Source organism: Enterococcus sp., from assembly GCF_032555305.1.
In the GTDB taxonomy this organism is placed as follows: domain Bacteria; phylum Bacillota; class Bacilli; order Lactobacillales; family Enterococcaceae; genus Enterococcus_A.
On record NZ_JAWGOQ010000017.1, the window covers coordinates 43,781 to 68,823 of the forward strand.

Annotated in this window: 25 protein-coding genes; 6 read left to right on the top strand and 19 right to left on the bottom strand. The window is 42.2% G+C overall.

Annotated features, from left to right (window positions below):
* The first annotated feature begins 14 nt into the window (after nucleotides 1–14).
* Both E6139_RS13265 and E6139_RS13270 read left to right on the top strand, forming a co-directional pair.
* The gene (locus tag E6139_RS13265; protein WP_316403547.1) at nucleotides 15–467 is read left to right on the top strand and encodes a LytTR family DNA-binding domain-containing protein; all 453 of its coding nucleotides are present in this window, start codon (nucleotides 15–17) and stop codon (nucleotides 465–467) included.
* Nucleotides 452–862, top strand: coding sequence for a hypothetical protein (locus E6139_RS13270; RefSeq protein WP_316403548.1), 411 nt, complete (start codon nucleotides 452–454; stop codon nucleotides 860–862). The genes E6139_RS13265 and E6139_RS13270 overlap by 16 nt, the downstream gene beginning before the upstream one ends.
* A 40-nt stretch (nucleotides 863–902) precedes the next feature.
* Here the strand turns inward: E6139_RS13270 and E6139_RS13275 are convergent, their stop codons facing one another.
* From E6139_RS13275 to E6139_RS13320, 10 genes are all read right to left on the bottom strand, one after another.
* Entirely contained in the window at nucleotides 903–1,223 is a 321-nt protein-coding gene (locus tag E6139_RS13275) for a DsrE/DsrF/TusD sulfur relay family protein (RefSeq protein ID WP_316403549.1), read from the bottom strand.
* A gap of 142 nt (nucleotides 1,224–1,365) precedes the next feature.
* Complete coding sequence (locus E6139_RS13280) at nucleotides 1,366–2,481, bottom strand: hypothetical protein (RefSeq protein ID WP_316403550.1); 1,116 nt, start codon at nucleotides 2,479–2,481, stop codon at nucleotides 1,366–1,368.
* A gap of 18 nt (nucleotides 2,482–2,499) precedes the next feature.
* Nucleotides 2,500–3,243 carry a hypothetical protein gene (locus tag E6139_RS13285; RefSeq protein WP_316403551.1) on the bottom strand — a complete coding sequence of 248 codons (744 nt, stop codon included), beginning with the start codon at nucleotides 3,241–3,243 and terminating at the stop codon, nucleotides 2,500–2,502.
* Nucleotides 3,244–3,261: 18 nt separating this feature from the next.
* Nucleotides 3,262–3,828 (bottom strand): signal peptidase I, encoded by a 567-nt coding sequence (lepB, locus tag E6139_RS13290; RefSeq protein WP_316403552.1) that lies wholly within the window; start codon nucleotides 3,826–3,828, stop codon nucleotides 3,262–3,264.
* 16 nt (nucleotides 3,829–3,844) lie between these two features.
* Nucleotides 3,845–6,094 carry a glucosaminidase domain-containing protein gene (locus E6139_RS13295; RefSeq protein ID WP_316403553.1) on the bottom strand — a complete coding sequence of 750 codons (2,250 nt, stop codon included), beginning with the start codon at nucleotides 6,092–6,094 and terminating at the stop codon, nucleotides 3,845–3,847.
* A 745-nt stretch (nucleotides 6,095–6,839) separates the two neighbouring features.
* Nucleotides 6,840–7,661, bottom strand: a complete 822-nt coding sequence (phnX, locus tag E6139_RS13300; RefSeq protein WP_316403554.1) for a phosphonoacetaldehyde hydrolase — start codon at nucleotides 7,659–7,661, stop codon at nucleotides 6,840–6,842.
* Nucleotides 7,651–8,745: a 2-aminoethylphosphonate--pyruvate transaminase gene (gene phnW / locus E6139_RS13305; protein WP_316403555.1), complete on the bottom strand. Its 1,095-nt coding sequence runs from the start codon at nucleotides 8,743–8,745 to the stop codon at nucleotides 7,651–7,653. The genes phnX and phnW overlap by 11 nt, the downstream gene beginning before the upstream one ends.
* Nucleotides 8,746–8,755: 10 nt before the next feature.
* Complete coding sequence (locus tag E6139_RS13310; RefSeq protein ID WP_316403556.1) at nucleotides 8,756–9,730, bottom strand: extracellular solute-binding protein; 975 nt, start codon at nucleotides 9,728–9,730, stop codon at nucleotides 8,756–8,758.
* Nucleotides 9,654–11,330 (bottom strand): ABC transporter permease subunit, encoded by a 1,677-nt coding sequence (locus E6139_RS13315; RefSeq protein ID WP_316403557.1) that lies wholly within the window; start codon nucleotides 11,328–11,330, stop codon nucleotides 9,654–9,656. Before E6139_RS13315 ends, E6139_RS13310 begins: the two co-directional genes overlap by 77 nt.
* Entirely contained in the window at nucleotides 11,327–12,091 is a 765-nt protein-coding gene (locus tag E6139_RS13320; protein WP_316403558.1) for an ABC transporter ATP-binding protein, read from the bottom strand. The genes E6139_RS13315 and E6139_RS13320 overlap by 4 nt, the downstream gene beginning before the upstream one ends.
* A gap of 335 nt (nucleotides 12,092–12,426) precedes the next feature.
* Here E6139_RS13320 and E6139_RS13325 point away from each other — a divergent pair, with 335 nt between their 5' ends.
* The 3 genes from E6139_RS13325 to E6139_RS13335 are packed head-to-tail and all read left to right on the top strand — an operon-like array spanning nucleotide 12,427 to nucleotide 16,349.
* Nucleotides 12,427–12,861, top strand: a complete 435-nt coding sequence (locus E6139_RS13325; RefSeq protein WP_316403559.1) for a MarR family winged helix-turn-helix transcriptional regulator — start codon at nucleotides 12,427–12,429, stop codon at nucleotides 12,859–12,861.
* 25 nt (nucleotides 12,862–12,886) lie between these two features.
* A complete protein-coding gene (locus tag E6139_RS13330) occupies nucleotides 12,887–14,608 on the top strand; it encodes an ABC transporter ATP-binding protein (RefSeq protein ID WP_316403560.1) in 1,722 nt (573 codons plus the stop codon).
* Nucleotides 14,598–16,349, top strand: coding sequence for an ABC transporter ATP-binding protein (locus E6139_RS13335; protein ID WP_316403561.1), 1,752 nt, complete (start codon nucleotides 14,598–14,600; stop codon nucleotides 16,347–16,349). The genes E6139_RS13330 and E6139_RS13335 overlap by 11 nt, the downstream gene beginning before the upstream one ends.
* Nucleotides 16,350–16,387: 38 nt before the next feature.
* Here E6139_RS13335 and E6139_RS13340 read toward each other — a convergent pair whose 3' ends face one another.
* Nucleotides 16,388–17,566: an alpha/beta hydrolase gene (locus tag E6139_RS13340; RefSeq protein WP_316403562.1), complete on the bottom strand. Its 1,179-nt coding sequence runs from the start codon at nucleotides 17,564–17,566 to the stop codon at nucleotides 16,388–16,390.
* 105 nt (nucleotides 17,567–17,671) lie between these two features.
* On the opposite strand from E6139_RS13340, the gene E6139_RS13345 reads away from it, so the two are divergent.
* Nucleotides 17,672–18,286: a TetR/AcrR family transcriptional regulator gene (locus E6139_RS13345; RefSeq protein ID WP_316403563.1), complete on the top strand. Its 615-nt coding sequence runs from the start codon at nucleotides 17,672–17,674 to the stop codon at nucleotides 18,284–18,286.
* Nucleotides 18,287–18,319: 33 nt separating this feature from the next.
* Here E6139_RS13345 and E6139_RS13350 read toward each other — a convergent pair whose 3' ends face one another.
* From E6139_RS13350 to E6139_RS13385, 8 genes are all read right to left on the bottom strand, one after another.
* Nucleotides 18,320–18,787: a VOC family protein gene (locus tag E6139_RS13350; RefSeq protein WP_316403564.1), complete on the bottom strand. Its 468-nt coding sequence runs from the start codon at nucleotides 18,785–18,787 to the stop codon at nucleotides 18,320–18,322.
* A 156-nt stretch (nucleotides 18,788–18,943) separates the two neighbouring features.
* On the bottom strand, nucleotides 18,944–19,648 hold the full coding sequence (gene alsE, locus E6139_RS13355; RefSeq protein ID WP_316403565.1) for a D-allulose 6-phosphate 3-epimerase: 705 nt from the start codon (nucleotides 19,646–19,648) through the stop codon (nucleotides 18,944–18,946).
* A 16-nt stretch (nucleotides 19,649–19,664) separates the two neighbouring features.
* Nucleotides 19,665–20,765: a PTS fructose transporter subunit IIC gene (locus E6139_RS13360; RefSeq protein ID WP_316403566.1), complete on the bottom strand. Its 1,101-nt coding sequence runs from the start codon at nucleotides 20,763–20,765 to the stop codon at nucleotides 19,665–19,667.
* A 13-nt stretch (nucleotides 20,766–20,778) separates the two neighbouring features.
* Entirely contained in the window at nucleotides 20,779–21,228 is a 450-nt protein-coding gene (locus E6139_RS13365) for a fructose PTS transporter subunit IIA (RefSeq protein WP_316403567.1), read from the bottom strand.
* 11 nt (nucleotides 21,229–21,239) lie between these two features.
* Nucleotides 21,240–21,557 (bottom strand): PTS fructose transporter subunit IIB, encoded by a 318-nt coding sequence (locus tag E6139_RS13370; protein ID WP_090404353.1) that lies wholly within the window; start codon nucleotides 21,555–21,557, stop codon nucleotides 21,240–21,242.
* Between the two features lie 11 nt (nucleotides 21,558–21,568).
* Nucleotides 21,569–21,994: a PTS sugar transporter subunit IIA gene (locus tag E6139_RS13375; protein WP_316403568.1), complete on the bottom strand. Its 426-nt coding sequence runs from the start codon at nucleotides 21,992–21,994 to the stop codon at nucleotides 21,569–21,571.
* Nucleotides 21,984–23,471, bottom strand: a complete 1,488-nt coding sequence (locus E6139_RS13380; RefSeq protein WP_316403569.1) for a BglG family transcription antiterminator — start codon at nucleotides 23,469–23,471, stop codon at nucleotides 21,984–21,986. The genes E6139_RS13375 and E6139_RS13380 overlap by 11 nt, the downstream gene beginning before the upstream one ends.
* Before the next feature lie 248 nt (nucleotides 23,472–23,719).
* The gene (locus E6139_RS13385; protein ID WP_316403570.1) at nucleotides 23,720–25,030 is read right to left on the bottom strand and encodes a TPM domain-containing protein; all 1,311 of its coding nucleotides are present in this window, start codon (nucleotides 25,028–25,030) and stop codon (nucleotides 23,720–23,722) included.
* Nucleotides 25,031–25,043: the final 13 nt, after the last annotated feature.

A 25,043-nucleotide genomic window follows, 5' to 3' on the forward strand; every position in this document is an offset into this window, starting at 1 on the left:
AGAGGGGGGAACTTATGAACATCAACTTTACTTGGGTAAAAGAAAAAGCCTTAAACGAAATCGACATCTTCGCGAACCCTGAAAATAAAACAACGCTCAAGCGACTTGAAAAACAGCTGCAACAAGAGCAGGAACTTTTAGCGGTCGATCCTAAAAACAACCGTTCGATCAAATTGCCGCTTGATCAAATCGTTTCTTTTGAAACCATGGGACATTTAGTAAAAGTTTACATGCATAATAAGCAAAGCTATCACATGTCTAAACGTCTGAAAGAGTTAGTTGATTTAGAACGCCAAAATTTCTATCGAATCAATAATTCGCAGATTCTAAACTTGAATTGTGTCCATTCTTTCCAATTAGGAGAGCATGCACGTTTAGAAGTTCATACTAAAACAGGTTCAACTTATGTTGTCAGCCGCCATTATGCCAAAAAAATTAAGGAGAAACTCTTATGTTCAAACAATTAAAAAATAATTTCTTTCAAGCAGCTTTTGGTACCCTCGTTTGGATCACAATCCTTTGCTCGATAACAGATTTCTTTACGCAGATTTCTTTTAGTTACATTTGGAATTTGATTGGAATCAGTGTTTTGATCGGTCTGCTATTTGGGGTTATTTACCCGTACCTTTGGAGCTACTCTACCTTTAAGGCTGCTATGAACATACTTATCTGCACGGTGCTCAACACCCTTTGCGCTTATACAGGTGTGTATCTCTATTCGACTCAGATGTTTGACCTGATCCGCCCATTTTTCATTGCGGAGCTGTTGTTGACATTAATCCTGCACATCATCACTTTCTACTTTTACTCAAAATACGACAATAAAAAAATGGCCGCTACTTTAAATCAATTAAATCAATAAAAAATCCCTGGCTCACGTGAGTCAGGGATTTACTGATTTATTAGAATGTCACCGTCTTGTCAGCCCACTCTACCATTTCAACACAATCAAACATTGTCGATATTGGGCAAGAAGTCTGGTCTTCTAATTGGCGAGATTTAAGACAGGTTCCGCAGGCCAATAATTCGCCACCCTGCTCTTCCAGCTTCTTCATCTCCGCAGGAACATCATATTGTTCGTCTTCGATGCTCTCAACTTCCACCGCTTCACCCATCAGAAAAAATTTAACTTCATGCTCCTTCTTTAAGGCTGCTACGCCAAAACGAAAGGCATTCCAGGCTTTTTCATGCTCCTTGGTTTCCAAGATAATCGCTAATTTCATTTTACCCGCTCCTTTAATCATTAAATACCGATCATGCTTAAAGTATAGCGATTTCAGCCATTAAAAACAACGCTTACAGTGACAGTCTGGGCATTAAAAAAAGGTACCCGCATTTTAACGGATACCTTTCGTTTTGATCAAATTATTCTGTGACACGGGTTACGTCTTCTTGCATTTTTCCTTGCGCAAGGATATCTACTCGAGTTTGTAACTCTTCGTACATTGAAAGTACGGATTGACGTGATTCATTCACTTCTTCAGAAATCTCTTTGGCTTGATCGTTGATGGTTGCTAATTCTTTCTTCGCTTCATCGATGATCCGGTAAGCCTCCATCTTAGATTTTTCTACCATACGGTTGGCCTGTTTCCGTGCGGAGATTAAGACTTCCCCAATTTCTTGCTGTGTCGAAATCGCATCATGTTTTAACTGCTCATTTTCTGAACGAAGCTCTGCGACTTTTTCCCGCAAATCCATGATTTCTTTTTCTTGAACTTCTTTAGCTGCTTGTTCCTCCACCATTTGATCCATCGCTTGATCTTTCTCGACAATCACTTTGTCCAATTGAGAATATTGTTCATCCTTCTCGTTGATCTCTGCGATCAGTTCATTGATCTGAGCTTCTAATTGATGGATTTTTTCTAGACGTTGGATTTCTTCATCTTTTTGCTGGGCAACCAATGCTTGATGTTCTTCGTGGATCTCTTCCAACTCCTGTTCTACAGTGGCTAAGTGGGCAACGGAATCCTTCAGTCTTTCATTTTCAGCCTGAACTTGTTCCAATTGCTGTTTCAAGTTATCTAATTCTTGTGTTTCTTTCAGACGTTGGACCTCTTGCCGAGCTCGTTGAACCTCAGCTTCTAGATCCTGGATCTGACGACGATTTTGGGCTTTTTCTTCACCCATTCGTAAGACAGATTGACGATAGTTTTCATTTTCTTTCGTCAGCTGTTGGGTTTGGGCTGTCATTTCTTTTTTATATTTCTGTAAAACTTGTTCCTTTTCAAAAATCAAACGTTTCAATTCTTTGATCTCTTCTGCCTGCTTTTCTGGTGATTCAGGAACGGTGTTATCAGAAACCATTTTTAAAGCAGGAGCAGGTTTGGCTTGTGGTTGTGCAGGCGCTGGTGACTGTGCTTGTGTTTGGGCTGTCACTGGTGCTTGACCTTCATTTTCAACTTTCTCTTCTGGAACAGAATTGATCTCATCGATAATGTTCTTGTTGAAAAACCATCCGCTCTTTTTTTGTTGTGCTACCATTTTTTTCCCTTCTTTCCGTTAGTCTTCTTCTTGAATCATTACAAATTTATCTTCTCCATTCTCACGAGAGAAAGTACAACTATAATCTTGTTTCTGCTTCTCCCCATCCCTTACATTTAGCTGGAAGGTAATCTGTGTCAGATTGGATACCCCCTCTGCTTCAGCAGCAAAGGCTTGGATATTTTCTTTGATTTGCTGACGATTGTCTTCACTGGTTAAATCTCCAGCCAAGGCAATATTCAACGTTTGGGTCGGTATATCTAAGACGATCAAGGTCGTCGGCAATCCAAAGTAAGGACTGAGTTTATTCGATAAATCACTCTCCATCGCATACTGCTTCTCGCGACTATCATCAGAGAATAATTCATCCCAGGTATATTCCTGTAAGCCGATCCCTTCTTGCGGATATTTTTTGACCGGCAGCTTATTGATTAGTTTCTTTTGATCCTTTTTCATCACTTGAATGTCATCTTTTAATGCATTGTTCTGCTCGTTGATCGCATATAGCTGATCTTGTACTTGGAATAGACTGTACGTGGTTAAGAGTAATCCTACTGCTAGGCAGAAGGTCACGAATAGTAACGCCGATATATGCTTCGTTTGTTGAATTTGCTTGACATAATCCAACTTTCGCTGAAAAGTCGCCGATGCGTCTCTTGGTGGCTTGATCATCTGCAATCGAACGTTGATAACCATTCGATATAACCACACTAAGAGCACTATAATGATGAGCCCTACGCAAATCCAGTTAATGATTATCACGTGTTTTCCCCTTTTCTTTTAGTCTTCCAATCTAGCGAGATGAATCGCTGGAAAACGGAATTGGACAGTTCCTTCGATTGACTTCCGATGGACAAAACCAAACGTCCGGCTGTCTTTAGAAACGTCTACATGATCACCAATCACAAAGTAAACATCTTCTGGAATTTTGTTTAACGTTTGAAATTCATCCGCCACAGTTGGTGATAAATGGTACGTATTCGTCGTTTCAAAATCACCCTGTTCGCCGATATCTAAAACCATTCGATCATTTCGGACAAACATGCTGTCGCCTGGTAAACCAATCACACGTTTGACAAACATCCCCTCTTCCTTATCAACTGAGAAAGCAATAATATCATAGCGTTGAATTTGAGTTTTTTTCTTAACAAGAACCTGATCCTTCTCGGTCAGCGTCGGAATCATCGACGTGCCCGAAATCGTATGAACACTATACCGCTTTTGTAACTGTCCTCTCATAACAAGCAGCATCGTTACAGATAGAATGATGAGAAGTAGGACGGTTAAGAGTAATGCCCTCCTGTCATTCGGTGGATCCTCTGCGTGTCCGTGTCGCTTATTTGCCATGAGTGATGGCACCCCTTTATTTTGCTTTAATGTAGGTTACTAGATCAGATTTCGCTAAGTTGGCATCAATCACCCGATAGGAAATCACGGTACCGCCATAAACATTGCCCTCTGAGATTAAGATTCCCTCAGGTCGAACCACTTCTACAAAAGCAACGTGACCATAGCGTGGATCTGATCCGGCTGTTCCTGGTGTGAAGGAGATCAACCAACCAGCCTTGGGTTCACGACTGACCTCATAACCTAAAGCTTTTCCTTTAGTTCCCCATTCACCGCCGTTGCCCATAAAGTCATCGACGCTCTTGCCTAACTGTTTCACACGATTAAAGGCGTACCAAGTACATTGTCCGACTGGGTACGAACCTGAGGTATTGTAATTGACCCCGTTATAATCCGGGTAACGCATCAATGAGCGATATTCTTCAGGAATCTCGTCTTTTCCCTTGATAAAGACACCCGAAGACTGATCGACTTTTACGCGATCGTATTGCGTCAAGTTGTAGACAGCAATGATCGAATTTAACTTTCTATTATAAGAAGTATCGGTCGCATACTTTCCTGTTAAGGCTTGCGTTGCCCGCAGGTAATTCTTTGCGGTAGAACGCCATGCATTTTGATAATATCCGTCATTGCCGGAAATTCCGCCGCGTAATAATTGCACGTAATCTCCAAGTGAAGCGGCATAATTCGGATATTTGCGGAAAGCGGAATTAATGGAGTATAAATCGCCATTTCCACGATCTTCTTGTGTAGCCATCGAAACAGCTTGGCCTTGATAGGTTCCTTTTACTCCGAACAGGTTATAGTTTGGCGGGAGCGACAAACTGCTTGTGCCAGAACCGCTTTCTAATAATGCTTGTGCTATCATCACGGAAGCAAATACATCATATTCTTGCCCCAGCTTGCGTGCATCTTCTGCAATCGTAGAAATGAATTTCTTGGCTCCTTCATTTTCGGTGAAATTGATGGATGCTGGATACTCTGCTAAAATCGTTTGACCATATTCTGTCAATGAAGCATTCGGCAATGCTTGAACCAACAGGTCTTCATCAATATTCATCGGCTGAAGTACAACTTGCCGTTGTTTTTCCTTTTTGTCTGTCTCTTCATCGTCTTTTTCAGTATTGATCGCTTCAGCTTCATCTTCCGCTGCTTCTGTTGATTCTAGTGAGTCATCCACTTCAACATCTTCAACCGTCAAATAATAATCTTTGCCAATATAGACGCCAACTATTTCGAGCTGATCATTCTTCTTTTGATACAGGAGACTGCCGACGCTGATTTCCTCATTTACTTTTTCTGGCGTGCCGGTGATCTCTATCGCAAACAAATCGCCGTAAAGATTGGCAGCTAATTGCTCTACACTAAAATCCTGCTCTTGTTCTATCCCAAGTTTTTTGATTCCATCGTAAATCAAAGCAGCATGAGCCTTGTTTTCAAAGCTGGACAGCAACGGCAGCTCATAGCCCTTCAAATCTGATTGAGCCACTTCTGACGTCTTCAGATCACTTGGAAGTTGCAATGTACTAGTTTCAGAAAATGCATCCGGTGTCGCTTGGATAACCGCGTCACTCGTCTGAACTTTCGGTTCACTTGATGCTGGCGGCGTTGGTACATTTTGCCCAGGACTCGGAACCGGAGTTGGCGCGGGAGCAGGCGGATCTGGCGTACTTGGCGGTTCCTGACTAGTACTTGGCGGCGTCACAGAACTACTCGTTGTTCCTGTTGAACCACCAGTATTTGAACTAGTCGTACTTCCCGGCGTGCTACTAGAAGTCGACGTTTCACTTGGCGGTGTAGTCGAACTGGTTGTACTAGATGTTTGGCTCGTTGTACTCTCGCTTGTCGAGCTTTGACTCGATGATCCGCTGTTAGTCGAACTTTCATTTGTCGAACTCTCACTGGTTGAGCTTTCGCCCTTTGGCTGTTCTGCTGCACTGCTCGACGGTGTTGTTTCCGGTGCTGGCTCCGTTGGCGGTGCACTTTCCGCCGGTGCTTGTTCCGCTGGTGACTCCGTTGCAGCAGGTGCTTCCGTTGCAGGAGCCTCTGGAACTGGCGCCGCAGACGGTTCTGCCGGTGTTTCCGGTACAGGTGCTGGCGCAGGCTCTGGTGCCGCTGGTGCAACAGTCGAACTCTCTGGAACTGTCGTCTCTACGACAGAAGATTCTTGTAGTAAATTATCTGCTTTCAATGCTCCGCTACGCAGACTAGCAGCTCCCCAACAAACTACTGCTACCCCGCAAATTACCATAACAATCTTTTTCATGAACATTTCCCCTTCTTTCTATCCTGAATCAAGCTAAGTATTTGAAACAAATACTAGGGGCAACCAATGAATTGAAAAAAAATCAAGGATGCTGAAAATAATCCGCATCCTTGATTCAATCTTCGATAATGATGCATCCACTTAAATTTTCCAATGAATGCTGATCATCCTCCGCCGCTCATCGCTAATAGCATCTGATAAGTCACAATATTTCACTGACTCGCGGCATTTTGGCTTCTCCTACAAAAAAGGAGAGACGCTAATCAACATGTTCACTGATTGAGTATACCTATCAACCTTCAGCATGCTGTCAGTAATAAAATTACAATGGCCGGATCTCTATATGTATTTTTTGTTTTTTTATGAACCTTTATGACCGTTGATATCTGCTATAAAAAAACTTGTTTTTTATACCCCTCGCAGCAACCTCATAAAAATCGAGAAAACACCTTCATTGCGCGCACCATTGGTTACACATATTATTCTACCCGCATTTATAAGGAATGTCTCAGCCATTTTTGAAATATAAAATTTAATTTTTGGATAAAATTAAGAGAATTGGGTAATTGTATCCGTTTCCACAATTGTAGTAGCCTAAATCTAAGTAATTGTGAATTTATTAAGAACATCCTGGAAAGAAAAAATCTTTTTTTGTTTTTTTTATTTATTTTTTGAATAATTACGTCCGCTTTTTTTCTGCCGCCAAAAAATAAAGAAATATCGACTGCAAAAGTCGATATTTCCGTTAATTTACCTGAATCTTTTCTTTTTTTATTTGCAGGTTCTGGAGCGTTGAATGTTCCTGTAAAAGCTCTGCCAATTCCAAGAGATTTTTGATGCAAAGATCCGCACCATGTTGGTAAAATATTTCAGCCGCTTGCTGATTCAACTGCTCCATTTCTTCCTTAGAATACTGTTTGTATTCCTCCAGTGATAGCCCCATCACGGAGCTGCCTTCTGTAACAGCAATGCTTAATACCCCCGCATTTTTTCCTTCTTGAATGTCAGAGATTGTATCCCCTACCTTAATTACCTCCGCCATTGAACGGTTTTGAAAAAAACGCATGTTCTCAAAAATCATAAAGGGATACGGGCGTCCCAATGAATCTACATCATCCGGTGTAACAACGTAATCTGGATGATATCCTTCTACTCTAGCCGTTTCAAAAACGACCTCCATCATTTCCTTGGTATAGCCCGTTGTAGAGCCGATGTTATAGCCTAATTGTTTGATTTTTCTCATCGCTTGCTTCGTTTCTGGCTTTAAGTGACTATTTTCCGCCAGGTCTGCAAACAGGTAGGTTTCAAAATCTTGATAGATACTAAGAACATCATTTTCATCAGAAGGACGGCCATAAAGCGCCAGCCATTCTCTTTTTACTTGATCAAGCGAAAGCAGCTGCTTGATATGATCTATTTTAAGCATCCCCATTGGTTTTCGAATCTCTTGGTTTGTGAGCTCGATGTTCTTATTACTAAAGGCTTTTTTGAAGGCATGGACTGGAGCCATACAGCCGAAGTCAACTGTGGTCCCTGCCCAGTCTAAAATAATCGTATTAACTGACATGTGCTACCTCCGAATAGTTTTCAATGACTTTGACCAACCGATCAATATCTTCTGGATAGATCTCCCCAATATTTCCAATTCGGAAACAATCAACGCTGCTTATTTTTCCAGGATAGATGACAAAACCATTTTGTTTTAAATGCTGATAAAAATGCTGAAAATCAAACGCTCGCTGCTTTGGATAAAGAAAAGATGTGATAAAAGGACCTTGATGCTGCGTGATGAATGGCTGGTAGCCTAATTCTCCCATTTTTTGCCGCAGTAGGCGATTATTCGTCAAATACCGCATGTAGCGTTGGTAGACCCCACCTTCCTTATCTAATTCTTTCAGCGCTTGATAGAAGGCCAAAACAGTATGAGTCGGCGAAGTAAAGCGCCATTTGCCATCCTTTTCCATCGTTTCATATTGATCATACAGATCTAAAGACACTGTTCGAGCAAAATCTTTCCGTTGTTCAAGCTGCTCCCGTTTGGCTAAAACAAACGAAAAGCCAGGAACACCTTGAATGCATTTATTCGAACTTGAAATGAGAAAATCGATCGACAGTGCGGAAACATCTATGGGAATCCCGCCAAAGCTAGACATCGCATCAACAATAAACAGCAAACCTTGATCTTTAGCCAGTGCTGCTATTTCTTCTAACTCGTTCAGAATGCCAGAAGTCGTCTCGCTGTGAACCATGGCGATCGCTGATATCGTGCGATCACCAGTCAGGATTTTTTCTATATCTGAAGCTTGAGGAATTTCATCCTCTGCCACTTCATAAACACTGTACATTAGATTGTAACACTCGCACATACTGACTATTCGACGGCCATAGGCGCCATTTACACAGACTAGCACATGATCTTTCAGTCCAATCATCGAACCTATGACTGATTCCACACCAAATGATCCGCTGCCCTGCATCAAAATAGTGGTGTATTCTTCTGAGGTGACACCCGCTAGATCCAACAGCTTTTGTCGGATTTCTTGTGTGATTCCTTTGTATTCTTGGTCCCATGTACAATGATCCACCATCATCGCTTGTTTGACAGATTTACTCGTCGTCAGCGGTCCTGGGGTTAATAATTTATATTCCATGTTACACTCCTTAATCAACTAATTTTTGATGCTTCTCTAATAATTCTGCAGTCAATTCTTTCGGGAAAACCTTTTGATTTTTGGCTACTTGTTCCGAATTGACTATTTCTCCTTTGTATAGAGCACTAGGATAAATCTCCAGCAAGTCTTTGCGGCCTTTTTCTAAAATCAGATCCAGCATTTTTTGCGCTTCTGGATTGGTTTGTTTTCCTTTATCAATCACTGCTAATGATTCGGTCAAAGCATAGGTTCCCTCTGATGGCTCAACGAAATCAATCGGCAATCCGTCCTGTTTATCCTTGACAGCCTGATGTCGTATTCCGAAGCCGATCGCAACTTCTCCTAAACGAACCTTTTTCAATGGACCTGAGCCAGAACTTTCCAAATGGTCCCCCGCATTTTTATAGATACCTTGTAGGATTGTTTTTGCTTCATTCTCACCATAATTATCAACTAAGGCTTGGAATAGCAACCAAGCGGTAGAAGATTGTTTGATGTCTGAAATCGATAAGGCATCCTTGTATTTCGGATCCGCTAGCTCTTTCAAACTCTTCGGAATCGGCAGCTTCATTTCCTTCATCACATCCGTATTGTAAAAAATCGTTCCTTCTTGGACGGTAAATGGTGCGGTGTAGTCTGGAATCTTCGTTAATGAATCAACTGGTAATTTTAATTCCTTGAACATCTCCTCTTTTTTCTGAGCACTATTTAAATAGAAGGAACTCATCGTCACTAAGTCGGCTTCAATATTTTTTCCTTCTGCTAAAAGCTTGCCGCCCAGCTCTGATGTGCCAAAAGATTGCAGTGTATATTTTCCCTTGTAGCCGTTCTTATCTAAAACATTCTTAATGACCTCTACCGGCTCTTCATCGGCATTCGTATAAATCGTGACCTTTTCGTTCGCAGCATTACTTTTGCTGCAGCCGCTTAATAATAGAAGGAAAAGCAGACTTCCAAGTAAAGCGAGTAGTTTCTTTTTGTTCATTCATCATTCCCCTTTTTATAAGTTGTGTAAGTCCTTGCATGGCTAAATTGATTACTAATAAAAACAACGAAAGCATAAATATATCGTTAAACCGACCAAAATGCTGGAGCTCTTTTAATTTGGCAGTAATAACCATTGTATTGGCACTTGTTAAAAAAATTACGGCACTAATTGTCACCATTGAGTTGAAAAAGTAATAGGCAAAGATATCAACGATCGTCACCTTTGAATTAGGGATCAAGATCCGCCAAACGGTTTTCAACCAGCTGTCACCCATTAACTTGGCGGTATTCTCCCAATTCAAATTCATCTTTTGCAGCGCTTCTTTTGCCATTTGATACGGTGTTGAAAAATAATGAACAATCGTTACAATGACTAAGACGATTAACGTGTTATGCAGCTGACTGGCGCTGAATAATAATAAGTAAGCAACTCCCAAAACCATTCCCGGAATCGAGTTGGTGATTGTAGCGATACTGTCGATCACTTGGTTGAGCTTATAAAGCTTACGCTCTCTAGAAGTCAAGATTGCTGCTAGATAGGCAATGATCGTTCCAATTCCGGCAGTCAACAACGCCATCATCAGCGAGTTTTTCAACGTTAAAACCAAGCTGTCATCTTGCATAAAGCGGGCAAAATTATTTAGCGTTGGACGCAAATCATAAGGCCAATTACTCACCATCGGAATAATGATCAAGACAGCAAAGACACCTAGTATGAACAGTGACAAACTAAGAAATAGTAGTCGGAAGCACCAATCTCTCACCACATTCTTTTTGATTACTGCCTGACGCGGTCGTTCATAGCGCACTACCTTCTTCTGTAGATGATTCAGAACCAAGATACTGATGATCGATGGCAGCAGCATCGTCAGGGCGACCAAGGAGCCAAACTGAAAATTCGGAATTGTTCCCATAAAGCCTTCATATAATAATGTCGTGATAAAGGGTGTTTGTCCGCCAACTGCACTTGGAATCCCAAAATCAGTAAACGACATGAAGAAGCCTTGCAGAAAGGCGACCGCCAAAACGCGAGTCAAAGGAATCAGAATCGTCTTATATAGCGATCGATACCAGCTGTCCCCCATCAAACGAGACACAACAAATAATTGTGTATCCAAGTATTTCATCGAGTTATTGATCAAAATAAAGATTGGCGGCAATGTATAGATGACAAAGCCTAATAAAATACCGATAGAGCCATAGATATGGAACAGTTCCTGTTGAAAAACCTTGCTCCATAGGCCTTGTTTACCAAAGGCATAAATAAGGACAAAGCCATAAGTAATGGTTGGTAAAAGCATCGGAAAATCCAGGATGCTCTCGTTCAGTTTCAAAAATCTTCGGTTGATTCGCGTAAAATTATTTCCGTAAGCTAAGAAAAAGCCTAAGATCGTTGAACAGCTTGTCGCCGCTAAAGAGTATTTCAAGCTGTTGCCAAACGATACCTGCCAATCCTGATTGAAAATCTGAATACTGCTTCCCCCCGAGCTGGGAAAAGCGGTCAACACGATCTGAATGATCGGATAAGCCAAAAATAAAAAGAAGAAAGCAAGCACGCACCAGCTAATCATTTTTTTCAATGAAAAGGCGATTCTCATGATGCCACCATTTCCACAGATTGCTGAAATATTTGCTGAATATTCTGTTGCTTGATCGCCAATTGGTTGACGATGAACTCTTCGACAAAATGACAGGAAGCTTTACTCATAATTTCGACCGGCGAACTGCATTGAGCGATTTTTCCTTCATCGAGAACAACGATTTTATCAGACATCGTCAAAGCCTCTTCTGGATCATGAGTGACGATGACGATAGTCAATTGAAGCTTCCGCGCGATTTCTTGGATTTTGACTTTGATTGATTCCTTGATTACCCCATCTAAAGCACTTAGCGGTTCATCTAACAAAAGCAGCTGCGGCTTCATTACTAGCGTGCGCCCCAGTGCAACCCGCTGCTTCTGCCCACCGGACAATTGATGGATCGGTTTCTCCAAATGGTTTTCCAAATTCAATAATTGGATCAGTTCATCAACCTCTGCTTTAGTAGAACACTCTTTTTTATTGCGTAGCCCGTATGTCAGATTTTGATAAGCTGTTAAATTAGGAAACAAAGCATAATCTTGAAATACAATATTGAAGGGCCGCTTTTCCATCAATGTGTGCGTGATATTCATCCCGTCAAAGAAAATTTCTCCCCCGCTTGGCTCTTCTAATCCTAAAATCAAATTTAGTAAAGTGGTCTTTCCTGAACCTGATTGTCCAAGAATAGAAACAATCTCGCCAGATTCGATTTCTAAGTTAATATTTTCCAGTACGGTCGTCTCTTGAAATTTTTTCGAAATGTTTTCGAGTTTTAACAAATGTATCTCTCCTTTATTCGCATTTACGAATCAATTTTTCAAACTGGATACCGTCAGCGAAAACAAACAAGGACAGCGGTATCCTCTGACAAAAAGTATACCGATGCAGTGTAAAGACACCGTCAAGTTCACGCAAAGATAAAATAAAGATTGTTATGGTTGTGTAAAGAAAGTAAATTTTTGCACTTGGCCAACAGGAAAAAGACGACCAAACGCACTCTGGTAGACTTATTGTTTTTTCTGGCCTCTATTCGTTGCACCCGCAACGTTTTTCTTTTATACTATTCTATGCTCGTTTCAGTGAGAACTAATTAAAATCAGAGAGGAACATTTCTTTGGAGAATTCTTTTGTAAAAACAATCAATCGCATTGCTCAACTCTCAACCTGCTATCGAGAAAATAAATTTAAGAAGTTAGGCTTAGGTGAGATGCATCATGCTTACATCTTAAGTGTTTGTGCTGAACCAGGAATTTCACAGGAAGAGCTGGCCTGCAAAATCTTTATTAATAAAAGCAACGTTGCTCGACAATTGGCGCAGCTGGAGCAGAAAGGTTTCGTCACTCGACAAAGCGACCAGCAGGACGCACGACGGCTGAGAATCTTTCCAACCGAAAAAGCTTTAGCCATCGAATCAGAAATTCGTTCAATCCTAGCAGATTGGAACCAAACGTTGTTAGCGGAGATTCCAGCTGAACAACAAGAGGCTGTATTATCTGGATTGCACACAATCATGGAGAAAGCTGAAGCAGAAATGTGCAGCAAGAAATAATGGATAACATGGATAAGGAGCAAAAATGAAATTAATTCTAAACTACCTGAAGCCTTATCGTTTCCGAGTAACGATAGGTGTAATCATTAAATTTTTGGGAACCATGATGGAATTGATCCTGCCTTGGACTTTAGCCTATATTTTAGATCAGGTCATTCCGCAAAAAGACCCCAAGAAAATTCTTCTCTGGGGCGGTGTCATGTTGGCGGCTTCTGCCTTTGCTTTGTGGGCAAACATTGTCGCCAATCGGATGGTCTCACGGGTCGCAAAAGATACGACGGAACATATTCGTGGAGACCTGTTCCACAAGATTACTTATCTAGACACGACGCAAATTGAAGACGTCGGAGTCTCCTCATTAGTTTCACGTGTAACATCTGACACCTACAATATCCATCTGACTCTTGGTGTCATGCTGCGGATGGGGATTCGCGCACCAATTCTTTTAGTTGGTGGGATTTTGATCACTACTACTTTAGATCCGATTTTGACATTGGTGCTAGTTGCAGTGATGCCGATCATCTTTGTGATGGTGACGCATATTTCCAAAAAAGGAGTGCCGCTCTTTGGCAAGCTGCAAAAGCAAGTTGACCAGCTTGTTTTGACCGTTCGGGAAAATGTGACTGGCTCGCGGGTAATCAAGGCCTTATCAAAGGAAGCCTTCGAACGTCAACGATTTGAAAACGTAAATCAGTCTTTAGTCAATGCAGAGACGACAGCTAATGTAACTTTGGCTGCCTCTCCCGCTCTGTTGGATTTATTCCTGAACTTAGGTTTAACGTTGGTGATCGTCGTTAGTGCTTACCGGGTGAACGCTGGTTTGACACAGCCCGGTGTCATCGTGGCCTTCCTGACCTACTTCACAATCATTCTAAATGCGATGCTCTCGATCACGCGAATCTTTGTTTTGTATTCTCGCGGCTTAGCTTCGGCGAATCGGATCAACGAAGTCCTGCGCAAAAAACCTGCTATAGTGCCGGGAACATTGGATCAGCGAAACACCGCCTCTACTAAATTAGTTTTTGAGGATGTGTCTTTTGCATATCCAGATGGCGCTCCTGCGATCGAACATATCAGCTTTCGTGTCGATCCTGGTGAAACGTTAGGTATCATGGGTGCGACCGGCAGCGGAAAAACCACGATCGCCAGTCTGATCCTGCGCTTATATGATCGATCTTCCGGTCAGATCTTATTAGACGCTCAAGAGATCAAACACTATTCCCTTGATGCGCTGCATCAAAACATTGGTGCTGTCTTGCAAAAAGACGTGCTCTTTGCGGATACGATTCGAGAAAACATTCTATTTGGTCGAACCTTTTCGGAAGAACAAATTCAACAAGCAATTGATGATGCGCAGGCACGAGAATTTATCGACAAGCTCGCAGATGGTCTGGAGCATCACCTGGAAGCCAAAGGACAAAATCTCAGTGGTGGACAAAAGCAGCGGGTGCTCTTAGCTCGTGCTCTGATTGGACAACCCGATCTATTGATCCTTGATGATTCTTCCAGTGCGCTAGATTACCATACCGGCGCAAATCTGAGGAAAGCATTACGAACAAATTTTGGCGAGACAACAAAAATTTTGATCGCTCAACGGATCAGCTCGATCCAGCATGCTGATAAAATCCTTCTATTAAATAAGGGGAAAATGATCGGCTACGGGACCCATGAAGAATTACTCGCGGAAAACGCGACTTATCAAGAAATCTACCAAGGACAGACTGGAGGGCAAGCCATTGAAGAATAAAGGTTCACGCAAGGGCACGCTGCTTCGTTTGTGGGGTTATTTATATCAGTTCAAATGGTTGCTGTTCTTAGCAGTAATCTTAACGATCGCCAGCAATTTATTTGCTTTAGTCGGTCCCCTGCTCTCCGGCTATGCTATCGATGCGATTCAGATTGGTAAAGGCAATGTCGTTTTCCAAAAAGTTTTCTTCTATTGTAGTTGGATGGTGGTCTTCTATGCAGCTTCCGCGATTTTAAGCTACGGCATTAAACGGCTAATGATCTATTTGAGCCAGAAAATCGCGTTTCGTCTGCGGAAAGATCTTTTTGAAAAGATTGTTTCGCTGCCAGTCGGTTATTTCGACCAGCACCAGACTGGGGATATCGTCAGCCGGATGAGTTACGACATCGACACCATCAATACTTCGCTGGCTAGTGATTCTGTTCAAGTATTGAGCAGTTTAGTCACTGTCATCGGCTCTTTTGTTATGATGATGGTGATTTCGCCCCTGATGGTCACAATCTTTTTAGTTACAGTACCGGCATCAATTTTACTGACGCGCTACTTGACCAATAAGTTCCAGCCGTTATTCCGCAAACGTTCTGCCAAGCTTGGTGAATTAAACGGTTTGACCGAGGAATTCCTATCCGGCGAACAAACCACCAAAGTTTATCATCAAGAAGAAACAATGATCAGCCGCTTCTCCCAAAAAAATGAAGAAGCGATGACGGCCTATTACAATGCGGAATACTATGGCAGTATGACTGGTCCTTCAGTCAATTTCATCAACAACGTTTCGCTGTCACTGATCAGTATCTTAGGTGCCTTCTTATTCTTGTTCGGGCACTTAACACTGGGAAAATTATCCTCCTTTGTTTTGTATTCACGGAAATTTTCTGGGCCGATCAATGAGCTGGCGAATATTTTCAGCGATCTGCAATCCTCTATTGCAGCGGCTGAACGAATCTTCAAGCTACTAGACGAAGAACCCGAAGTTCAGGACGTCCCAAATGCTCATGTCTTTGAGAAAGCTCGCGGTGATGTTCGCTTTGATCATGTTTCTTTTGGTTATCAAACAGATGAGCCTGTCATCAAAGATTTATCTTTTGAAATTTCTGCCGGCAGCGTCGTCGCCATCGTAGGTCCAACAGGAGCTGGGAAGACAACGATCGTGAATTTGCTGATGCGCTTTTACGATCCTGATAGCGGTGCAATCTACTTAGATGGACAAAATATCAAAGAAGCAACCCGCAGCAGTCTGCGGAAGCAATACGCGATGGTCTTACAGGATACTTGGCTCTTTACCGGAACGATCTTTGAAAATCTGACCTATGGGAATGAGGATGCCACATTAGAAGATGTGATCAAGGCGACTAAAGCCGCCCACATCCATGATTTCATCGCGCAACTGCCAAAAGGCTACGATACGGTGATGACTGAAGATGGGTTAGCGATCTCGCAAGGTCAAAAGCAATTACTGACAATCGCTCGGGCAATGCTGCTGAATGCGGAGTTGTTGATCCTGGATGAAGCCACTTCAAATGTGGATACACAGACAGAGCTGCAAATCCAAGAAGCGATGGGTAAATTGATGGTAGACAAAACTTCCTTCATTATCGCCCACCGTCTCTCAACCATTCGTGAAGCCGACCTGATTCTCGTAGTCAATGACGGAAATATCGTTGAACAAGGCAATCACGAAGAATTGCTAGCTAAACAGGGGCGTTATTACGAGCTTCATCAAGCACAATTCGAAAGCTAAAAAATCAGAGTATCCACGAAAGCGTGAATACTCTGATTTTATTTTGTCTTTTTCGCAATCTGCTGAACAACCTCCGCAAATCGTTCGCGTTCATTGATCCAAGGATTGTGGCCTGAATGTTCAAACCAAACGATTTCCTTACTTGGAGCATCCAGCTTCTTATAATAATCTTCTGCTAAACTAAGCGGCGCATTGATATCATGCTTCCCCAGTAAAAAATAAACGGGAATATCTAATTTTGAGTAATCCCTCCGCAAGTCTACATCGTATAACTGCGGATACACGTGATTGAAGGTTTGCAGGATGCCTCGAAGATAATTCACTTTATCCAAGATACCGTATTCCTTTGCCGCAAGATCACGCATGGTTTGGAAACCAGCATTTTGAATCTCAGGATTTCTCGCCATCGCTTGGCTCAGATAATTGAGATAAGTCGCACTTTTAGTAGTAACCGCGTTGCCGTAATAAGGTGGTTCACCATTTTTCCGTAATGTATCCACGATTTTTTGATCGCCGTTTTCCTTCGCCAGCTTCATTGCTAGCGCATAATCAATTTTTTCCGTCTCTTCAAATGCTACCATCTGCCCGGTTCCAATAAAAGCTTGATAAAGTTCCGGCTGTTCTTTCGCCATAAAAATACCTAATGCGCTCCCCCATGATTCACCGACTAAATACAATTTTTCCTGCTTAAACTCTTTTAGGAGTGAACGGACCAACGCCGTTCCATCCTTCACATAAGTTTCTGGTGTTAATTTTTTTCGCGAAATCGCAGAAAAGGATTTTCCTGAGCCCGGCTGTTCCCAATTGACCACAACAAAATTTTTTTCTAGTTCCGCAAGTTCATACCGTGTCGCCGCCAGCTGAGACCCGCCTGGTCCACCAGCTAAAAATAAAAGTAATGGCTTGTCGCGATTTTCACCTCGAATGCTGATCCATTCCTTGCTCTTGTTCAAATGAACTTCTCTCAGTTCTGCAATACTATTTTCTTTAGCAATTTTCGGTGTCGAGGCTGTCAGTTGAGTAAAAAATACCAAGACAATCGCGAAAACGATAACAATCAGCATCCCCAGCACGCCCCTTTTGACTCCTCTTGTCGCAAACACGTCATTCCTTCCCCGAAAACGCTTAAATAAATATAGTAAAAATTTTATCAATAACCCCACAATGAATAGCACAAGTAGTAATACAATTAAGATAAATAGCCCCAAAGCCAACATTACAATCCCTCCTCCTTTTTTGACCACCGTTCAACAACGTCATCATAACAACTTTTTGAACAGTAGTCAACTTTTTGTGATATACTATTTTTGGAGGTTGATACGATGAGTAAACGAGAAATGATTTTAGATGCCCTGCAGGAATTGCTTTACGAAGGAACGGCTGGGACCGCTTCTGTTCAAGATATTGCAACGAAGGCGGGGATTGCGAAAGGCGGACTATACTACTATTTCAAGAGCAAAGAAGAAGTCTTGGATGCTCTGGTCGAACGCCAGTACAGCAATGTCATCGAAACTTGTCGCACAAAATTAGCCGCCGTCGATGCTCCTGCACTAGAAAAAATCAAGCTATTATTATATTTTTACCGCAGTACCGAAGTAGACCGTGCAATTGACGTTGCCTTGCATGAACCTCAAAATGCCGCGATTCATCAGAAATCGATGGTCTTTATCCTGCGGCAGCTTTCACCAATCGTTGGTGAAATTTTACAGCAGGGCGTCGAGGAAAAGATCTTCACCTGCGATCAGCCGGAACAGATAGCGGAAATTTTACTGTCGCCAATTATCTTTTTGCTCGATCCCGGCTTGTTCACCTGGACCGATCAAGAAGTACAATTGAAATTAAAAGCATTGGCGCAAATGCTCGAGGCCAGTCTTCAAGCACCGATAAACTCATTTGCATTTCTTTATGAAAACTGGACACAGCAAAAATTAAAATAAAAAGTTGAAGGCCGCATCGCAGCCTTCAACTTTTTAACTGTTCAGCATATTCTCGACTATTTCTTTGCCAAGAAATGTTTTTTCCCCTAATTCATCAACGGTCATACCCTCCGCCGCTAACCGTTTCACCATCACCGTCAGATCTTCACCAACCTGAATCACGTGCTTGTCTGGATCATAGAAACAAGCGACCTTTTGTCCCCAAGGCATCGTTGCGACATCTCGCAGAAAATCCAGCTTTTCCTCTTGCGTACGCTCAAGAAAGCCGTCAAAGTCCTCCGTCTCAAAGTAAAATTCTACCGTATTGTTCTGATAGTTGAACGTTTCTTTGTCGCAACCCGTAAAGCGAATCCACGATTCTTCCGTTTGCAGCGACAATCCGCCATTGAATGTCACATTCTCTCCAAAATCAGAAATAATATCTACTTCTAGAATCTTACGATAGAACGCCTTTGACCGTTCCATGTCTTTCACCACCAGCATTGGTCCTCGATATTCCATGCCATTCCTCCATTTCTTAAAAACGTTTACATTATTGTTTACTATATCACAAAAGAGTTGTTCAGTGTTTGAAAAATATCATTCCACGTGTATTGACCCACTGATGTACTAAGACAAGAAAAAACTTGGAGCCTTTCGACCCCAAGTCCTAAAAAACTATTTTGCTTCAGCATATGTCAGCTTTTTGCCAGTCATTTCTTCATAGTCATTAACCATGATTTCCCAAGCTTTGGCGATATCTTCATCCAAACCGAACAGTCCGCTGCGGCCTACGATATAAATATCTGGCCCAGCCGCATCAATGCGTTTAAAGGATTTACGATTGGAAGAACCGTCCATCTCGATCACGTAATTGTAGCCTTTTTCTTCCCGTAACTCTCGTAAAGCCACAATCTTATCTAACGTGCTTTCGATAAAGCGTTGCCCGGCAAATCCAGGATCAATCGTCATGATCGTGATTTTATCCACCAGTTCGATATACGGGAAAATCGTTTCGATCGGTGTCTCAGGATTCAAGACGATGCCCGCTTTTAATCCCGCATCGTGAATCTGATCAATCAGACGGAAAGCCAAGCCATCCAATACTTCTGCGTGCATGCAGATCCACTCGCATTGCAGATCCACTAACTGCTGTACCCAAAAACTAGGATCAGTCACCATCAAATGGGCGGACATCGGCAACGTCGTGATTTTCCGTAGTTCTTCAATGAACCATGGCGATAATGTAATATTCGGTACATAATGCCCATCCATAATGTCGATATGATAGGAATCTACTTTGTCATTTAAAAAGGTGATCTGTTCTTTAAACTTGTCTAAATCCATCGTCATCAATGATGGGGAAAATTCTACTTTTTTCATGTGTCGTCACACTTTCCTAAAAAATTTGAATATCTTCTAAATTAATATCGTCTTCTTCTTTTTCAACTTGCAGCGCTGCGTCTTCTTCGGTGACATTTTTCTTAATAACCGCGAGAACTACCGCTGTCACGACTACATTGACTAAGATCGCGATCACACCTGCCCATGGCTTCGACATAGTCGGAATCATCAGTACTCCACCAAATGGGACTGTCGCATCCGCACCTAAGATCATCGTCGTTGCTCCGCCGGCAAAACCACCGATCGCTGTTGCTACGACACCTCGCACGATATCATTCATAACTAATGGAATGACACCTTCAACGATATTGATGACACCCATAGGAACGGCCGATTTCAGTGTTTCAACTTCTAATTTCGTGTAGATATTCTTGCCGAATAATTTCGCGATAAAGAAAGCTAAACCAAAACCGATCGGTGTTGCCGTATTAACCAGCTGTAAAGCGGTAATCGGTCCATTTAACCCTTCCGCCTGCATCGTCAATACAAAAGCGAAGACTGTTTTATTGATAGGACCGCCGTAATCAACACCACTCAGTAGACCGATCACACCACCAAAGATCAATAGTGAAGAATTGCCTAATCCATCTAAGAAGTTTGTTAATAATCCTGTTAGTGCAGCAATTGGCGCACCAATGATATACACCATGATCAGGCCACCAATAATCGATGTTAAGAATGGGATAATCAGCGTTGGCATCAAGCCTTTTGCCCAATTTGGCAGCTTGACATATTTTAAAATTGCTAATACTAGATAACCTGCTAAGTAACCACCTAAAATTCCGCCGATAAAGCCTGCACCGATCGCATTTGCTGTCAAACCAATGATGAATCCGGGGGCAATCCCTGGTTTTCCACCGATCGAGTATGAAATTCCGGTCGCGATAACAACTGGCAATAACCCTAACCCTTTACCGCCCATCGTAGCTAAGGCATCCCAGATCGTAAACTCACCTTGAACTAATGCATCTTGACTGGAACCGCCAAAGGCCATTCCGATGGCGATTAAGAACCCAGCACCACAGACGATCGGAATTAAGTAAGAGATCGCTGTCAATAAGTGCCCTTTAAGATTTAACTCTTTAATTTTTTTCATTTTTCTTCCTCCATTAAGCGAATGCTTCAACAACATCTTCTGGCTTTTTCGCCTGCAACAGATTTCCGACCACTTCATCGTTCCCCAATTTTCTGGCAAAAAGCGACAACAATTTCAAATGATTGGTCGCACCGTCAGTATCATTCCCCACTGCGAAAAGAATAATGCCCTTCACGCCTTTGCCATCCAAGCTTTCCCAAGGGATCTCTTCCTGATTGATTCCGATGGCTACTCCGACTTTATTGACGTAGGCGCTCTTTCCATGGGGGATCGCGATATAATTTCCAATGCCCGTTTGGCCTTCCGCCTCTCGTGCGTAAATATCTTTAATAAATCCCTCTACTTCTGAGATATAGCCATTGCTCAGTAACTGGTTCGCCAAATCATTCAAAGCATCATCTTTGGTCTTGGCGGTCATATTGGTTTTGACGATGTCTAAATCAACGATATCTTTTACTTCCATTTGACTTCCTCCTAAACCTTTTGAGCAACAACCTCTTGCGCTTTTTCAATCAATTTATTGGGTGATTTGACCGCAATTTCCGTCGGTACTTGAATAATCCGCTTCCCATCAAAACGTTCCCGTCCCGAAATTTTTACGTCTACTGCTAAGATCACAATATCGGCTTGATCGATCTCTTCTTGGGTTAATTCATTTTCGATCCCGATTGTTCCTTGTGTTTCTACTTTCATCTCACAGCCCGCTTTTTTTGCGGCGTTTTCTAATTTTTCCTGAGCGATATAAGTATGGGCGATTCCCACTGTACATGCTGCTACTCCAACGATTTTCATGTTGTTCCCTCCTAATTGTTGTCTTCTAATAGTTGGTAAAAAAGTTCTTCGCCTTCAACATTCAATAATTCTGCTAAAAAATCATCGTCTGCTAACTGGCGCGTGAATTGCGCAATCTGTTTCTTTATTTCTTGACTTTCGTCGCTTTTCAGTAAAATCGTGATGATTAGTTGAACCTCTGGCGTTCCCTCGTCCAAATCAATTGCTTCTGCCAAACGAATCAATAAAACTTGGCTTTGCTTGATCTTCGGACTTTCCAAGTGGGGCAGGATCACATGCTCAGCAATCATCGTATTGCCGACCTTTTCCCGCTGCTTCAATAAATCAATCAGCTCTTCCGCTTCAGCTGGATTGGCGAATTCTGCGATAAAGCGCTGAATCTGATCTTTATCTGTTAACGGTTGGTCTAAAAAGACGCTGAAAAAATTATCGTTCATCATAGATCGCCTCGATTTTCTTTTGTAGTCGATTTTGATCATCTCGCGTAAACATCGCACTGACCAATAGGGACTGAATCGGAATCGTATCGCTGACACTAATCGTTGTTAAAATCAGATCGATCCCCGGATATTTCTCCGTGAAGCGTTTCGCGTCCCGCGAAGCTACTACATCCACGATTTCCAACTCAGGAAATTTCTTCTCGATCTTGACTCGTAAAAGCTCCGAAGTTCCAACACCAGTCGTACACATGATCACCGTGCGGATCGGCAGCTGGTTCGTCTCGATGATGCGGGCAAAGTACAAGGTGATAAAGCCGTTCTCGTCTTCATTGATCTTTGATAAATCAAAGCGCTGGCTGACTTCATCTGAAACATTCGCAACATCGGCAAAGATTGTTTCATAGGTCATCTTGATTTGATCTAACAAGCTGTTTTTTACATGAATTCCATGGTCCAGGCGATTGATCATCGGCTTGATATGATTCGCTAAGTCAAGAAAGATCGAATCTCCTTTGATCGGGATATTCAGCCGCTGGCTCATTCCATCTAAATACATATTCGTGATCTCCACGACCTTTGTAGAAAACTTGGTAACTTTGCTTAAGGATCCCTGCATCCGGGATGAGGTCAGATACTGATAGAGATAGTACACTTCTGACTCCGGCAAGTCGCTGTGTAAATAATTTTCAACTTGAACGATCGCCGCTTTGGCAACTTGATAAAGGGCGGTGTCTTGTTGCAGCCCTTTTTGTTCCGTTTGAGAAAGCGGACTCATTTCTTCATTCGGTAGCTTGCGAACCTTCCGCAAACGACTAATTAAAATATATAAATGAGAGAAAATATTGACATTGTATGGATAAGGAATCGTCATTTCCAATTGCTTTTCCATCAGCTTCAGCTGGTCTAAGATAAACAGCACGTCATAATTATTAAAGTTTAGTTCTGAATTGTTCTTTAGTTCATCGATCTCAATGATGTTGTGCATTTGGATCAAATCAGCAATCGCACGGCGAATATTAGCTTCCTTTCCCAGAACGGCTAATGTCCGCTGCTTCCGCTCTAAGCTCAGATTGTAGCTTTGCAGATGCTCCGCGATGAGCTGCTCATCACTGAAGATGACCGACTCGCCAACATAATATTCTTCAAACAAGTCATAGACATTCTTCGCATTCGGCGAGGAAAGCAATAACTCCTCCATCACACGATTTCTGCGCTCCTGCGGAGAATATTGACTCCGCTGACTAGGTTGAAAATTTGTCTGGCCGATGTACTTTTCGTAATCTAATTTGTAGCCTCGCCCCTTTTCTGACTGGATCAATCCGTCACCATAGGTTTCGTTGATTTTTTTGATCAGACGATAAATGGTTTTTTGCGAAGTTCCTAGGTGCTCCGCCAATTCATCGGATGTGATATAGTCATGTCGTTTCGTTAGAAGTAGTAACAGCCTTTGTTCACGATTATTCTTTGCTCCCACGGCTATCAACCTCCCCTTCTTGTTTTTATCATAACTCGTCAGAAAGAAAACGCTTCACTCGTTTTTGACCGTTGCAACGGACAAAAAATAAAAAGTCTTCATGTTCATTATAGTCAGGAACAGCTTAGAAAGCGGCAAAGATTCGCATAATTCACAATTTTTATGTCCGCTATTCTGCTTGTAAGAGTCTTTAAAACAAAATAAAAACGCAGGACAAAATGTCCCACGCTCCTTTCGTTGCTATCCTATTACCATCCACCTGATGCTCCACCACCGCCGGATGAACCGCCGCCGAAAGACCCCCAAGAGGAGCCGCCGCCTGATCCGCTGTCATTATCAGACCAGTTATTGGAATTGTAATTTGACGCTAGATAAGCCGTAGTCAATACATCACCATTGCCGGAGTATAGTGTATCTCCAATAAGTATACGACCGAACATTTTCTTCTCCGCGGAAGGATTTCGCAACAATCTTCCTTGAATGATCGCCCGTCTGATGCCTCTCACCGACATCCCGATCAGTAAACCACTTAACAAGATGTGGTACAGCTCTGTATGCTTAACCGTCCGCTGCAATTCTTCATCGCCGGTAACCGAAGCGGTCTCCGATTGATATTTCTTGTAGTTTTCTTTTAGGAAAACGCGTGCTCGTAGAAGATTGCCTACCAACAGCAAGCTAGCGAGCGCCAATATACCTAGGAGCACCACTCCGATCCAATGGAAAGCCATCAGCTGTGTCCGTTGACTCTTAACATTTTCGATTTGTGAATCTACTAGAGCTGTCTTTGTATTCATAATCTCGAACACTTCATCCAAAACCTGATTGACCCCTGCATCGTAATCCTCGTCCTTGAAGGCCTCCACAACGTCATCATTATTGATGATATCATCGGCTTTACCATCGGGAATCAGTCCTTCCAGACCATATCCAACCTCCAAACGAAATTCTCGTTCGTCCAGTGCAATTAGATATAACACACCATTATTCTCAGTCTTATCGCCGATTCCTAGTTGATTGAATATCTTATTGGCATAGGATTCGATGTCTTCCCCGCGCGGCAGCTCCGGAATTGTAACGATTTGAAATTGCGCACCATTCGTGCTTGCCGCTAATTGTTTGTTCATTTGGTAGATCTTTTGCTTTGTTTTCTGACTCAGCATATTGGCATTATCAGAAATAAAGATGTTGTTCTTATTGATAGTCAGATGACCATCGGTTCCATCAATCGCCACATCATAGTTATTGGCTTTATTCGGATACTCCTTCAAATTTTCTAGATTCTCATTCATAGCTGATTTAAAGGATTTGCTAGCTGTGACTTTCTTACCAGACAAAATATCTTCTCGTTCTTGATCTAATTTCGTTAACTGCTGATCATAGGTCGCCTTCTTCTCTCCATACCCGTTACTTGTAAAAAGACTGAACAGTCCAAACCCGCTGATCAATAACACGACAACTAAAATTAAGGAAAAGAACCCATTCCGTTTACGCAGCTTACGATAATTCTCAACAACCTCTTGATGGATTCGTTCCCCTGAAGTACGCGATTCCCTTTTCATTTTCTCTCACCCA

Excerpts from the sequence above, each read along its gene's own strand:
- E6139_RS13265 (WP_316403547.1), top strand. The coding sequence starts at position 15 with ATGAACATCAACTTTACTTGGGTAAAAGAAAAAGCCTTAAACGAAATC.
- E6139_RS13270 (WP_316403548.1), top strand. The coding sequence starts at position 452 with ATGTTCAAACAATTAAAAAATAATTTCTTTCAAGCAGCTTTTGGTACC.
- E6139_RS13275 (WP_316403549.1), bottom strand. The coding sequence starts at position 1,223 with ATGAAATTAGCGATTATCTTGGAAACCAAGGAGCATGAAAAAGCCTGG.
- E6139_RS13280 (WP_316403550.1), bottom strand. The coding sequence starts at position 2,481 with ATGGTAGCACAACAAAAAAAGAGCGGATGGTTTTTCAACAAGAACATT.
- lepB (WP_316403552.1), bottom strand. The coding sequence starts at position 3,828 with ATGGCAAATAAGCGACACGGACACGCAGAGGATCCACCGAATGACAGG.
- E6139_RS13295 (WP_316403553.1), bottom strand. The coding sequence starts at position 6,094 with ATGAAAAAGATTGTTATGGTAATTTGCGGGGTAGCAGTAGTTTGTTGG.
- phnX (WP_316403554.1), bottom strand. The coding sequence starts at position 7,661 with ATGTCAGTTAATACGATTATTTTAGACTGGGCAGGGACCACAGTTGAC.
- phnW (WP_316403555.1), bottom strand. The coding sequence starts at position 8,745 with ATGGAATATAAATTATTAACCCCAGGACCGCTGACGACGAGTAAATCT.
- E6139_RS13310 (WP_316403556.1), bottom strand. The coding sequence starts at position 9,730 with ATGAACAAAAAGAAACTACTCGCTTTACTTGGAAGTCTGCTTTTCCTT.
- E6139_RS13315 (WP_316403557.1), bottom strand. The coding sequence starts at position 11,330 with ATGAGAATCGCCTTTTCATTGAAAAAAATGATTAGCTGGTGCGTGCTT.
- E6139_RS13330 (WP_316403560.1), top strand. The coding sequence starts at position 12,887 with ATGAAATTAATTCTAAACTACCTGAAGCCTTATCGTTTCCGAGTAACG.
- E6139_RS13340 (WP_316403562.1), bottom strand. The coding sequence starts at position 17,566 with ATGTTGGCTTTGGGGCTATTTATCTTAATTGTATTACTACTTGTGCTA.
- E6139_RS13345 (WP_316403563.1), top strand. The coding sequence starts at position 17,672 with ATGAGTAAACGAGAAATGATTTTAGATGCCCTGCAGGAATTGCTTTAC.
- E6139_RS13350 (WP_316403564.1), bottom strand. The coding sequence starts at position 18,787 with ATGGAATATCGAGGACCAATGCTGGTGGTGAAAGACATGGAACGGTCA.
- alsE (WP_316403565.1), bottom strand. The coding sequence starts at position 19,648 with ATGAAAAAAGTAGAATTTTCCCCATCATTGATGACGATGGATTTAGAC.
- E6139_RS13360 (WP_316403566.1), bottom strand. The coding sequence starts at position 20,765 with ATGAAAAAAATTAAAGAGTTAAATCTTAAAGGGCACTTATTGACAGCG.
- E6139_RS13365 (WP_316403567.1), bottom strand. The coding sequence starts at position 21,228 with ATGGAAGTAAAAGATATCGTTGATTTAGACATCGTCAAAACCAATATG.
- E6139_RS13370 (WP_090404353.1), bottom strand. The coding sequence starts at position 21,557 with ATGAAAATCGTTGGAGTAGCAGCATGTACAGTGGGAATCGCCCATACT.
- E6139_RS13375 (WP_316403568.1), bottom strand. The coding sequence starts at position 21,994 with ATGAACGATAATTTTTTCAGCGTCTTTTTAGACCAACCGTTAACAGAT.
- E6139_RS13385 (WP_316403570.1), bottom strand. The coding sequence starts at position 25,030 with ATGAAAAGGGAATCGCGTACTTCAGGGGAACGAATCCATCAAGAGGTT.